The organism is Gemella taiwanensis (assembly GCF_054054385.1).
Map to the genome: position 1 here is coordinate 23,616 of NZ_JBSMTL010000003.1, position 13,220 is coordinate 36,835.

The 13,220-nt window shown below is 28.5% G+C and carries 12 protein-coding genes; 5 read left to right on the plus strand and 7 right to left on the minus strand.

Annotated elements, in window-relative coordinates:
- Nucleotides 1-18: 18 nt before the first annotated feature.
- The 4 genes from glmM (at nucleotide 19) to ACWOA3_RS03590 (ending at nucleotide 4,837) form a co-directional block, all read left to right on the plus strand.
- The gene (gene glmM / locus ACWOA3_RS03575; protein WP_003147008.1) at nucleotides 19-1,362 is read left to right on the plus strand and encodes a phosphoglucosamine mutase; all 1,344 of its coding nucleotides are present in this window, start codon (nucleotides 19-21) and stop codon (nucleotides 1,360-1,362) included.
- A 747-nt stretch (nucleotides 1,363-2,109) separates the two neighbouring features.
- Nucleotides 2,110-2,838: a metal ABC transporter ATP-binding protein gene (locus ACWOA3_RS03580; protein ID WP_003147009.1), complete on the plus strand. Its 729-nt coding sequence runs from the start codon at nucleotides 2,110-2,112 to the stop codon at nucleotides 2,836-2,838.
- The gene (locus ACWOA3_RS03585; RefSeq protein WP_003147010.1) at nucleotides 2,831-3,670 is read left to right on the plus strand and encodes a metal ABC transporter permease; all 840 of its coding nucleotides are present in this window, start codon (nucleotides 2,831-2,833) and stop codon (nucleotides 3,668-3,670) included. The genes ACWOA3_RS03580 and ACWOA3_RS03585 overlap by 8 nt, the downstream gene beginning before the upstream one ends.
- Before the next feature lie 216 nt (nucleotides 3,671-3,886).
- A complete protein-coding gene (locus ACWOA3_RS03590) occupies nucleotides 3,887-4,837 on the plus strand; it encodes a metal ABC transporter substrate-binding protein (protein WP_003147011.1) in 951 nt (316 codons plus the stop codon).
- Between the two features lie 48 nt (nucleotides 4,838-4,885).
- On the opposite strand, the gene ACWOA3_RS03595 is transcribed toward ACWOA3_RS03590, so the two are convergent.
- The 3 genes from ACWOA3_RS03595 to ACWOA3_RS03605 are packed head-to-tail and all read right to left on the minus strand — an operon-like array spanning nucleotide 4,886 to nucleotide 7,289.
- Nucleotides 4,886-6,028 (minus strand): FtsX-like permease family protein, encoded by a 1,143-nt coding sequence (locus tag ACWOA3_RS03595; protein ID WP_456884154.1) that lies wholly within the window; start codon nucleotides 6,026-6,028, stop codon nucleotides 4,886-4,888.
- Nucleotides 6,029-6,032: 4 nt separating this feature from the next.
- Nucleotides 6,033-6,713, minus strand: a complete 681-nt coding sequence (locus ACWOA3_RS03600) for an ABC transporter ATP-binding protein (protein ID WP_003147013.1) — start codon at nucleotides 6,711-6,713, stop codon at nucleotides 6,033-6,035.
- Nucleotides 6,714-7,289 (minus strand): TetR/AcrR family transcriptional regulator, encoded by a 576-nt coding sequence (locus ACWOA3_RS03605; protein ID WP_003147014.1) that lies wholly within the window; start codon nucleotides 7,287-7,289, stop codon nucleotides 6,714-6,716.
- A 134-nt stretch (nucleotides 7,290-7,423) separates the two neighbouring features.
- Here ACWOA3_RS03605 and ACWOA3_RS03610 point away from each other — a divergent pair, with 134 nt between their 5' ends.
- The gene (locus ACWOA3_RS03610; RefSeq protein WP_456884156.1) at nucleotides 7,424-8,338 is read left to right on the plus strand and encodes a TDT family transporter; all 915 of its coding nucleotides are present in this window, start codon (nucleotides 7,424-7,426) and stop codon (nucleotides 8,336-8,338) included.
- Between the two features lie 51 nt (nucleotides 8,339-8,389).
- On the opposite strand, the gene ACWOA3_RS03615 is transcribed toward ACWOA3_RS03610, so the two are convergent.
- Genes ACWOA3_RS03615 through rnc form a run of 4 tightly spaced genes read right to left on the minus strand, consistent with a single transcriptional unit; the run spans nucleotide 8,390 to nucleotide 13,213 of the window.
- Complete coding sequence (locus tag ACWOA3_RS03615) at nucleotides 8,390-8,674, minus strand: hypothetical protein (RefSeq protein WP_003147018.1); 285 nt, start codon at nucleotides 8,672-8,674, stop codon at nucleotides 8,390-8,392.
- Between the two features lie 48 nt (nucleotides 8,675-8,722).
- Nucleotides 8,723-8,923 carry a hypothetical protein gene (locus ACWOA3_RS03620; RefSeq protein ID WP_003147019.1) on the minus strand — a complete coding sequence of 67 codons (201 nt, stop codon included), beginning with the start codon at nucleotides 8,921-8,923 and terminating at the stop codon, nucleotides 8,723-8,725.
- Nucleotides 8,924-12,478: a chromosome segregation protein SMC gene (gene smc, locus ACWOA3_RS03625; RefSeq protein ID WP_456884158.1), complete on the minus strand. Its 3,555-nt coding sequence runs from the start codon at nucleotides 12,476-12,478 to the stop codon at nucleotides 8,924-8,926.
- A 21-nt stretch (nucleotides 12,479-12,499) separates the two neighbouring features.
- The gene (gene rnc / locus ACWOA3_RS03630) at nucleotides 12,500-13,213 is read right to left on the minus strand and encodes a ribonuclease III (protein ID WP_456884160.1); all 714 of its coding nucleotides are present in this window, start codon (nucleotides 13,211-13,213) and stop codon (nucleotides 12,500-12,502) included.
- Between the last annotated feature and the right edge of the window lie 7 nt (nucleotides 13,214-13,220).

Consider the following 13,220-nt stretch of genomic DNA (forward strand, 5'->3'; position numbering starts at 1 on the left):
ACAAGGAGTCATTTTTTTATGAGAAAATATTTTGGAACAGACGGTATTCGTGGTATCGCAGGAGAATCACTAACTGCCGATTTAAGTTTTAAAGTAGGTAAAGCTCTTGGTAAATTACTTACTGAAAAAAAAGAACATCCAAAAGTAATAATAGGTAGAGATACTAGAATTTCATGTGACATGATTGAACAAGCTTTAACAGCAGGACTAACTAGTACTGGTGTTAATGTTATGACGGTAGGAACTATCCCTACTCCAGCTATTGCATATCTTACTAAAACAATTGAAACAGATAGCGGAATTATGATTTCTGCTTCTCACAATCCATACCAAGACAATGGAATTAAAATTTTTGGACCTGATGGATTCAAACTTACAGACGATCAAGAATTAGAAATTGAACACCTAATCGACAATTCAGACGAAATAAAAAATGCTAGTTTTGAAAAAATCGGAAAATTATATAGTGGAAATGAGCTAACACAAAAATATGTTCAACACATAAAACAATCTATTTCTGGAGATTTATCAGGAATTAAAATTGCTCTTGACTGCGCTAATGGAGCCACGACAGGTGTAGCTCCATTCATCTTCGGTGATTTAGAAGCAGATATTGAAACTATCGGATGTAACCCGAATGGTATCAATATCAACGACAATGTTGGTTCAACAAAAATCAATACAATTGCAAACTTTGTTAAAGAAAATAATGTAGATGTAGGTTTTGCATTCGATGGTGATGGTGATAGAGTGCTTGCTGTTGATTCAAAAGGTAATATCGTTGATGGTGATAAAATAATGTTCATCTTAGCAAAACACCTAAAAGAACAAGGTGAACTGAAAGATAACATGGTAGTATCAACAGTAATGAGTAATATCGGATTCTACAAAGCAATCGAAGAAAATGGATTACAATCGGTAAAAACTGCCGTAGGAGATAGATATGTTGTTGAAGAAATGAGAAATAACGACTACTCACTTGGAGGAGAACAATCTGGTCATATTATTCTTATGAACTATGCGACAACTGGTGATGGTATTCTTACAGCTGTTAAACTGGCTGATATAATTAAATCTTCTGGAAAATCATTAGAAGAACTAGCCAATGAAGTTAGTATTTATCCACAAAAACTAGTCAATATAAAAGTAGTGGATAAAAAATCTGCTATGGAAGATGCAGAAATTCTTGCTGAATGTGAAAAAGTAGAAAAAGAATTAGAAGGAAATGGACGTATCTTATTACGAGCTTCTGGTACCGAAAATTTAATTCGTGTAATGGTAGAAGCTAGTAGCGATGAACTAACAGATAAATATTGCGAACAAGTTGCAAAAATCGTTCGTGAAAAATTTGAAGTAAAATAAATCATAAAAAGAAGTTAGGATTAAAAACTAACTTCTTTTTATATTTTGTATTCTTAAAAGATACAACTGTAATTCCAATAAACCTATAAAATCAATTTACATATTAAAATATCTCACCTTTTTTCTACACATTATCTCAAACATTTTTTTATATTTTTAGTTTTTAAAGCGAAAAATAATAACTTAATATTATATTGATTTTTCTTAAATGACAAATTAGCGTTATTAAAACTCCTACAAATGCCTATTATATTTACATCTTTACAGTAAAATATTTAATACTATTTTTTACTATAATAATAGCATTAGTTGTATTTAATATATAAATAATAATATAAACTATTATCAAAATTTTAATCTTTTTATATAAATCGAGTTTTATTAATATTTTACCAAAATATAACTGAATTATTTTAAAGAAAATTATATTTTCCTCTTGTTTTTTGTATATACTTCTGTTATACTTATAAATGAAGTAATTGTTATATTACTTCAATATGTTCTTTTATTATAAGTCTCCCTAGCTTATAATAAAGACTTTTCATATTTACTCCCTTATTTCTACCTTACAATATTTTTTGTAAGGTAGGTTTTTTTATTTTCATTTTCTGAAATTACAATTAATTTCCACTGTTTTTTTCATAAAGTACATATTTTTTTCTCAATACAACAAAATTGTCTTGACTTATTTTCTTTCCTAAGGTAAACTTTAATGTGTAGAGAAAATAAAATAAAGGAGGGACAAGTATGATTAAAATAGAAAATTTAAATGTTACCTATAACCAAACTCCTGCCCTTTCTAATATTAATTTAGAAATTAAAGGGCCTGGTATTACAGGTATAATAGGGCCTAACGGTGCTGGTAAATCTACCTTAATAAAAGCCGTTTTGAATATAATACCTTCTACTGGTATTTCAAAAATTGATGATAAGATTGCAAAGGATAATCTTGATAATGTTGCCTATGTAGAACAAAAAATAAATATAGATTATAATTTTCCAATAAAGGTAAGAGAATGTGTTTCTCTTGGTTTATATTCAAAAATTGGTATTCTTAAAAAATTAAAAAAATCTGATTGGCAAAAAGTTGATGATGCTTTAAAATTAGTTGGTTTAGAAAAATTCTCTAACCGTCAAATCAGTGAACTATCAGGGGGGCAATTCCAACGTGTATTAATAGCTCGTTGTCTTGTACAAGAGGCAAAGTATATATTTTTAGACGAACCCTTTGTTGGTATTGACTCAGTAAGTGAAGAAATAATCATGGAGACATTACGAAATCTTCGAAATATGGGCCATACGATATTAATAGTGCACCATGACTTAAGAAAAGTACATTCTTATTTTGACAATGTTCTTCTTTTAAATAAAGAAATCATTGCTTATGGTAATACTAAAGAAACTTTCACTAGAGAAAATCTAACAAATGCTTATGGTACCGACCTATTCTTTATGGGAGGTGGCGAAAATGATTAAAGAATTTATTGATGGACTTTATAATTTCCATTTCTTACAAAATGCTCTTATTACTGCAATTGTAATAGGTATTGTAGCAGGGGCTGTAGGATGCTTTATAGTTCTTAGAGGAATGTCACTTATGGGAGATGCTATCTCTCACGCAGTACTTCCTGGAGTAGCCCTATCATTTATTCTAGGAATAGATTTTTTCATAGGAGCAATCGTATTCGGGTTATTAGCATCAATTATCATAACATTTATTAAAGGTAATTCTATAATTAAAAGTGATACCGCTATAGGTATTACATTCAGTTCATTCTTAGCATTAGGAGTTATCTTAATCAGTGTTGCGAAAAGTTCAACAGACTTATTCCATATCTTATTCGGGAACATCCTGGCGGTGCAAGATGTAGATATGTATATTACTATTGGAGTTGGAGTTTTTGTATTATTAGTTATCACACTATTCTTCAAAGAATTACTTCTAACTTCATTTGACGAATTATTAGCAAAAGCAATGGGAATGAAAGTTAATTTCTATCACTATTTACTTATGATACTTTTAACTTTAGTATCTGTAACAGCAATGCAAAGTGTTGGTACAATTCTAATTGTAGCAATGCTAATTACACCTGCTGCTACTGCATATTTATATGCTAATAGTTTAAAAACAATGATATTCTTATCATCTACAATCGGTGCATGTTGTTCAGTTCTAGGATTATTTATAGGATACTCATTCAATATAGCAGCAGGATCTAGCATCGTATTAACATCAGCTATTGTTTTTGCAATAAGTTTCTTCATTGCACCAAAACAACGCTTTGTTAAACATAAAAAAAATAATTAAGGTAATAATATACAAAGAATAAACTAGTTTTTATATAAAAATAATTTAATATAATAACCCCTTTAAATAAACTTGTTAAAATATAAAAATACTTTCAAAGTGAGTTTATTTAAAGGTGTTATCAAAAAAGTTTTAATTGATAATGATTATTATTAGTTATGTAAATCTATTTTATTCTCTGTCTTACAAAAAAAAATAATAAAGGAGGCCTATAATATGAAAAAATTAGGTTTAAAAAAATTAAGTTTTCTAGCCCTTATTTTTACTTTAGCAGTTGGACTTTTCGCATGTTCTAGTGCTAAACAAAATTCAGGGTCTAATGATGCTACTAAATTAAAAGTAGTAGCAACTAACTCTATCATCGCTGATATTACTAAAAATATCGCTGGTGATAAAATTGATTTACACAGTATCGTACCTGTTGGACAAGATCCACACGAATACGAACCGCTTCCTGATGATGTTAAAAAAACATCTGAAGCTAATCTTATCTTCTACAACGGTATTAACTTAGAAACTGGTGGTAACGCTTGGTTTACAAAATTAGTTCAAAATGCTAAAAAAGAAGAAAACAAAGATTACTACGCAGTTAGTGAAGGTGTTGATGTAATTTACCTTGAAGGTCAAAGCGAAAAAGGTAAAGAAGACCCACACGCTTGGTTAAATCTTGAAAATGGTATGATCTATGCTAAAAACATTGCAAAACAATTAGAAGCTAAAGATCCTAAAAACAAAGATTTCTACGAAGCAAATCTTAAAACTTACTTAGAAAAACTTTCTAAATTAGACAAAGAAGCTAAAGATAAATTCAACAACATTCCTAAAGAGAAAAAAACTATAGTAACTAGTGAAGGATGCTTCAAATACTTCTCTAAAGCATACAACGTACCATCTGCTTACATTTGGGAAATCAATACTGAAGAAGAAGGAACTCCAGACCAAATCAAAACTCTAGTTGAAAAATTACGTAAAACTAAAGTACCTTCTCTATTTGTAGAAAGTAGTGTTGACGAACGTCCAATGCAAACAGTATCAAAAGATACTAACATTCCTATTTACGAAAAAATCTTCACTGATTCAATCGCTGAACCAGGACAAAACGGAGATAGCTACTACAGCATGATGAAATGGAACTTAGATAAAATTTCTGAAGGATTAGCTAAATAACTACTCCTAAAACAACTCCCTGTATAAATATACAAGGAGTTGTTATTTTTATTCCATCATAATTTTTTTAACATTTAAACCTTTTATCTTATTACTATAGTATAAAATAAAGATTTCATATATTAATACAAATGCTATAAAACTACCAATTACTGAAATTAAATCAAAGTTATATGTTGTTTCGCTATCTAATTTTTTAGATAAAACTTTTAGTAATGCTCTTATTAAAAAATACTGATAAACTGTTCCTATAGCAAAACCTATGTATGCTACTACTCTATAACCTGATAATATTATTCTTGAACATTCACTTTTTGAAAAGCCCATAATATTTAAAATAGATATATTTTTTATATTACTACTAGCAATCACTTCTAATGAAATTAATAATATAGATAACGATAATATCACACCTATTATCATCATCATAATTCTTATTGTTCCATCAACAAAATCTCTCATACCAAATGCCATTTGAATCATTGAAGAAAATGATAATGTAGCAAAAATAACAAAGAATAATAGGGTTTTATTACTAAATAATACTGTTGCTCTTAATTCTTTGAAAAAGTTTTTATATTGTCTAAATCTTCTTTTTCTAAATTTTTTATTTGTTGAATTTATTTGTTTAAGTAAGTTAATCGTTGGTACATTTAAATTAAACAGTACATAAACAATTGATATTACTAAAAACGATAGTGATGGTAATATAACCATTATTAATAAAAGTTGGGGATGAAAGTTCATTGTAAGCTCAGATAATATATTATCCGTATTTCTACTTTCATAAAATTTCGGCATAAACAAATGTGAACTTCCATAACCTAATAACGAACCTAAAAATACTAAAAGTCCAAAAACAGAAAACTTAGATGCTATAAAGTTATTACTATAACCTTGAGCTTTTAATATACCAATTTTATGTTTAGAATCATCAATAAATTGTTTTATATAAAATATTAACATTACCGCCGCACTTATTGATAAAACTGTTCCTGTTATAATTACTACAAACTTCGAAACAATAAGCTGGGCATCATAAAACTTCTTCTGTATTATATTAAATCCCGTAATATCTAGGCCTTTCAAATCTAAATATAAGTTAGAAAAAAGTGTAGTTATAAATACCGCACAGTAACTTACTATCACTACTGCAATTGCTTTTCTTAAATCTTTTAACTGAACTATCATATAATTACCACCCTATCTCTCTTACAGATTTAGGTGTATGGTTTTCTTCAATCGAAGTTACTTTACCACTACCTACATGAATTATCTTATTTGCAAGTTGAGCAATATTTTCATTATGAGTTACCATTATCATTGTAAAGTTAGATTTAGTTTTTAGTTTTAATAAGTACTCTAATATTTTTCTTCCTGTTTCCTCATCTAAAGCTCCTGTAGGTTCATCTAAAAATAGTACCGCTGGCTTCTTAGCTAGTGCTCTAGCAATTGAAACACGCTGTTGCTCCCCACCAGATAACTCATTTGGATATTTACTTAATTTATCTTCTAATCCTAATTCCCTTATAATCTCAACATACTCTTTATTATTTGCTAAACTAGCTCCTACTTTAACATTTTGTTCTACCGTTAAATTATTTAATAAATAATATTGTTGGAAAACAAAACCTATTTTATCTTTACGGAATTTTGTTAATTGTTTTTCTGAGTAACCACTTATAGACTCATTATCATATACAACTTCTCCAGAGTCTGACTTTTCTAAACCAGATAAGATATTTAATAGTGTAGATTTTCCTGAACCTGAAGCTCCAAGTATAACAACAAATTCATTTTTATCAATTTTTAAATCTATTCCTCTTAAGACTTCTTGACCATTATATTGTTTCTTAATATTCTTTGCTATAATCATTTAATCAATCTCCTTTAAATATTGTATTATTAAACTTTTAGTTACTTCAGTCATATATTCAATAATTTCAGTTGCTGTAAAATTATGTATTCCCGTAACTGTTAATGTTGCAATACCATGACTATATATAAATAAGTGCTCGTAAAGTTTTTTTGCATTTTCTATTGAAATTTTATACTCTTCATCTATAGACTGAATTACTGATTTATATTCGTAGTCTCGCATTGGAAGAAAATCTTTAAAACTTTCTACTTCTATTCCTTTTTTCATAAATAACCATTGAAATAATTTAGGTTCATTTTTTGAAAATAATATATACTCTACTCCTAATCGTTTAAATGGACTATCATCTTTTAATGCTAAATTAACTTTTTCTGAAAAAATATTTTCAGCAGCAATCTTTGCTTCATCTTCTAAATTTTTCATATTAGAAAACAAACTAAATATTACTTTAGTAGATGACTCCAATTTTTTAGCCAACTCTCTTGCAGTTAATGCTTCTATTCCATTTTCTCTTATAAAGTCTATAGTTACAGCTAAAACTTCTTCTTTTGTAAATTTAAATTTTGGTGCCATATTAAAACCTCCATCAATAGGTAACACTTGTTTCTCATTATAAATCATTTTGTATGAAATATCAATAGAAAAATTATTGAATTATTACATGAAATTGTATACAATAAAAGTAGAATAAATATTAGGAGTTATTTATGAATATTATTAAAAATTTACCTACGCCTATTGCTGGTTTAGCACTTGGTTCAGTAGCGTTAGGAAATCTATTACAACCATACAGTCCTAAATTACAATTATTATTTAGTCTTTTATCTTTTATAATAATTGTACTTTTAACTATTAAATTTGCACTAGGATTTGACAAATTAAAAAAAGAAATGGAAAATCCTGTAATTGCAACGGTTCTTGCAACTTATCCGATGAGTATTATGCTTTTAAGTTCATTTTCGAAAAAATTTATCGGTGCTTACAGTGTTCCCTTTTGGATAATTGGAATTCTTCTAGATTTATTTGTTGTTTGTTATGCAATTTATAATTTTGGTTTGAAAGAAAAACATATCAAAAATATTTATCCAACTTGGTTCATCACCTTCGTTGGACCAGCCGTTGTAACTGTAACAGCAATAAATTACAACTTAGAAACACTAGGATTAATTTACTTCTATTTTTCTTATATTAACTATTTAGTATTATTACCTTTCGTTCTTTATAGAGTTTATAAATATAAACATTATAAAGATGGGGATTATCCCACTATAACAGTATTTTCTGCACCTGGTGGATTATTACTGGCTAGTTATATGATAGGAGTTACACAAAAAAGCAACATAATTTTAGCAGTATTAATACCACTTACAGTATTATTATTTATTTTTGTTTTAATTCAATTACCTTATTTACTAAAAAGAAAATTCTATCCTAGCTTTTCTGCTTTTACTTTCCCATTAGTAATTTGCGCGATAGCATTTCAAAAAACTGGAATTTATTATCAAATAGCTGAATTTTCTGTTTTGAATATTTTAATTCATCTAAGTGAATTACTGGCGATAATTATTGTAATTTATGTATGGTATGGATTTATTAAGAATTTATCATATTCAAATAATTAATAGTATATACATTTGAAGGACACAGTTCAAAATTGTACTGTGTCCTTATTTTTATATATTTTTCTTTGGATGTCTGTCTATAACATCTTGATTATCAAGTAAAGCTTTTTCCCCTTTTTGAGTTAATTTATAACCTCTTATAGAGAAAAGTTTAGCCAACTCTTCCTCACTAAAATTTTCTTCAAGTGTTTTATCTAAATCAGCTTCTTTTAACTTAGATAGTCCTTTGACTCCTTTTTGTTTAAGAATATTTTTCTTAGCTGTAGAGTTAATATGATCTAATGAAGAAAATGCACTCTCGATTTCAACATACCCTTCATCTTCTAATTTTTTCAAGTTCTCAGGAGCATTTATACCATACGTATATTCGAAGTATTTAGGGAATCATGTTTTCGTAGTAAATGTCCCAAAGCTAATTCTCCATAGTAATATTATATCACCAGCAAGCAGATTATCTTTCAAAGTTACCATATTTCCTTTTGGAACTGGCTTTGCATCCAATAACCACTCGTCAATATTTCGTTCAGGAGAGATATATGGCATATTCTCGTGAAATTTATACATTTCTAATATCCTTTGATCCATCTACTCTACTACCTCTTGAAAGTTCTCGATAACATCTTTTAACTCTAATTCTAAGATATAACTAATACCTTTTTCTTGCATTGTTACTCCGTATAAAGTATCCATAGCTTCCATAGTTCCTCGTCTATGTGTGATAACTAAGAACTGATTATTCTCTGAATAAACTTTTAAGAATTTAGCAAATCTATTAACATTCTCTTCATCTAGCGCCGCTTCTACCTCATCAAGTACTACAAACGGAGGATTTTTAACCTGTAATATCGCAAATAGTAAACTTATCGCAGTTAAAGATTTCTCCCCACCTGATAATAATGAAAGGTTTTGAAGTTTTTTACCAGGAGGTGAAGCTTCGATTACTATTCCAGTATTTAATATGTCATTTGGTGATTCTAAAGTCATATCTGCATAACCACCTTTGAACAATTCTTTAAATATTTTATTGAAGTTCTCTGCTACTTTAACAAATGTTGTTAAAAAGCGTTCTTTTACTTCTTTATCAATCTCTGCAATAGTCTCTTCTAGTTTTTCTTTCGCTTCTACAAGATCGGTAATTTGCTCATTATAAAAGTCGTAACGTTCTTTAACCTCTTCGAACTCTGCTATAGCATTTAGGTTAATATTACCTAACTCTACTATCTCTTTACGAAGTCTTGCTACATCGTGTTTATATGAAGGTACCTCATCTATAATATCGGCAGTTAATCTATTTGATACACTCTCATACGTTACATTATAATTAGTAACAAGGTTTTCTAGATATTCATCAATTTTAACTTCTATCTTCGTCTGTTCTACAGTTAATTTTTCAAATTCTGAAGTTTTTTGACGTAGACTTTCGTTATTTCTTTGTTGAGCTACCGTAATTTCTTTTTCACGTTTAAACAATCCTGTTTTTTCCATATCAAGATCTGATAATAACGTCTTAAGCATTGTTAAACGTTCACTACACTCAGCAATAATCTTAGAATTATTTTCTAATATCTTAAGTTCATCTTCTTCACTTAATGACTCAGCATCTTTAGACATTTCTAATCTTGTCAACTGTTCGTTCACATCTGATATATCTGCTAATAGAGATTCTATTAACTCTAAACCATGCTTAGCAGTCTCTTCCAATTTTGATTTTTCTATCTTAAGCTCAGCAATTTTCTCTAAGAATAATTCCTCAGCACTTTGAGCATTTTGTTTCTTACTACTTTCCTCTTTAATCTTCTCATCAAGTTTTTGTAGCTCGATTCTAATCTTCTCGAGACTTTGAGTTAATTCGATAATATTACTTGAATTATCCTCATTGTCTTTAAATTCTAATAATTTTCTTTCATTAAATTCTATATTTGCTTTAATATCAGCAATCTCAGAATTTTTATGATTTATACTTAATTCTAATTGCTTAAGTTTTAAAATCGCTTCTTCTTTTGTTGATTTTAAACTTCCAATTTCATTTATTACTTCTTGTTGCTGATTTTCTAATTGATGTTTCTCACTATCTAATTTCTCAATCTTATCATTGATTTTAATAAGATTTTGTGAAAGTTCATCTAATTCAGCCTTATGTTTAATAGAAGAGTTATTATTTTTATTAATAGCACCACCTGTGATAGACCCACCACTGTTAATAATTTGCCCATCAAGGGTAATAATTCTGTTTCTAAAATTAATCTTACGAGCTATTCTATTGGCATTATCCATATTATCAACAATAAGAACAAGCCCTAATAGGTGAGATATTATATTTTTATACTCACTATCAACAGTTATTAAATTCTCAGCAATATTGATAAATCCTTCTTCATTTACTACTGTCCTATAAACATCACTCGCTATTGCTTTTGCTTTAATATTATTTAACGGTAAGAATGTAACTCTACCTTTATTAGCTTTCTTTAAATGATTAATACATTGTTTAGCAACATTCTCATTTTCTACGATAATATTTTGTTGTGCTTGCCCTAAAGCAATATCAATTGCAACAGCATATTCGTTATCAAATTCTACAATATTTGCTACACTATTATGAACACCCGCTAGCACATCCTTATTCGCAAGAATCTCTTTTACTCCAATATTATAAAAGCTTAAATTGTTGATTTGATCTTCTAAGAACTTCTTACGGTTTTCCAGGTTACTCTTGAAGTTGTGACCTGTACGAATTTGCTCTTCTATATTTTTTCCATTTGAATTAATTAGAATATTTTTCTCAACTAATATATCAAGTTCTCTTTGAAGATTAGATAATTGTTCATTTAATACCTTTTGTTCTTCTGTAGCTGTAGAAAATTCTTCTTCTCTTACACTTAAAACTTGTTTTTGTCTTTTAATATTATCTAGAATTTCTTTACTGTTCTCATCAGCACTCTCAAGATTTTTCTTAGCAAACTCTATACTATTCTCTAGTTTAGTTTCTTCGTTAATTAAGCTATAGTAAGTATCTTTTAATTCTTCTATATTTCTTTCGATTAATTCTAGTTTACTCTCTTCACCTGATTCTAACGAAGATATTTCTTTGTTAATCTTTTGAATTCTCCCTTTAGTTTCATCATTTAGATTTTCTCTTTCAGACAGCTTACTTTCAAGGTTTTGTTTTCTTTCCTCAAGATACTTAATATCATCGTTAATTTTTTCACTTCTAAGTGTTCTGTTATTTTTTCTTTCCTCAATAACACTTAATTGTGATTGAACAGATTCTTTTTTCTGAACTAATTCTAACTCCTCATCATGATATTTCATGTAAGTTCTATCTAATGAGACTAAATTATTCTTGATACTTTCTAAATCTTTTATTAGTTCTTCTTGTCTACTTTCAAGTCCAAGTTTTTCTGATTCTTTTTCCTGTTTAACTTGAAGTAAATCAGCAAGTCTTTTTTGATATTCCGCAATGTTATAGACATTTAATAAAATGTCTTTTTCTTCAAGTTCTTTAGAATAATCAAGATACTTTTGTGTTTTGTTCTTTTGATCTTCTAAGATTTTATAACGACCTGAGATTTCTGAGAAAATATCATTTAACCTCATTAAGTTATCATTTGTTTTCTCTAATTTAAGATTAGTTTCTTTTTTCTTATTTTTATATTTTAATACCCCTGATGCCTCTTCTATAATCGCTCGACGATCAACAGGTTTAGATGAAATAATATCTTCTACCTTACCTTGAGTAATAATACTATAACTTTCCTTATTAATCCCAAAATCAAGATAGATATCCGTAATATCTTTTAATTTAGCACGCTTATTATCAATGTAATACTCACTATCACCATTTCTATACAAACGTCTTTTAATTTCACAATTATCTTCTCCGTTAGAAAATGTTACCGCTACTTCAGCAAAGTTTTTTCTTTTCGCATCTTCAGTCCCCGAAAAGATAACATCTTTCATGCTACTACCACGTAAATTTTTAGCAGACTGCTCCCCTAAAACCCAACGAATAGCATCAATTATATTACTTTTTCCCGAACCGTTCGGTCCTACAACACCGATTAAATTATTTTTAAATTCAAATGTTGTCTTCTTTTGAAAAGATTTAAAACCTGTAACTTCAACCTTTGCTAATTTCATCTTTGTTTCCTTTCATTAATTTTAAATATCTTTGTATCCTAGTTTTTCTAATGCTTGTTTGGCTGAAAGCTGTTCAGACTCTTTTTTTGTAGTAGCTGTCCCACTTCCATATTGTTTTCCACCAATTAAAATAGCACTCGTAAAAGTTTTAGAATGTGATGGACCCGTAGAATCAAGTACTACATACTCAATTTCACCCAATTTAATTTTTGAAATGTACTCTTGTAGTATAGTTTTATAATCTACAAAGCTATGATATTCAAGGTCTTGAACTTCTGTAAATAATGTATTATGTAAGAAAGTTTTTACAACTTCAAGGTTTGACTCTAGGTACATTGCTCCTGTGAAAGATTCAAAAATATCAGCAAGTAACGCTGCTCGACTTCTTCCACCCATCTTTTCTTCACCTTTACCTAAGTATATACATTTGTCTAAGCCAAGTTGTAAAGCATATTTAACCAATGTTTTTTCACAAACAATAGATGCACGTAACTTAGTTAGCTCACCTTCAGGAAGCTCATAAAATTTCTTAAATAAAAATTCGCTTGTTGTAAGTTCAACAACAGCATCCCCTAAAAATTCCAAACGCTCATAATTTAAATGCTTCGCGATTCTTTTCTCATTAGTATAAGAAGAATGAGAAAATGCATTTTTAAAATTCTCACTGAATTTCAAATTAAAACCATACTTTTCATTCAAATTATTAAGCAATCTTTCAATATATGTTCGTTCCACAATAATT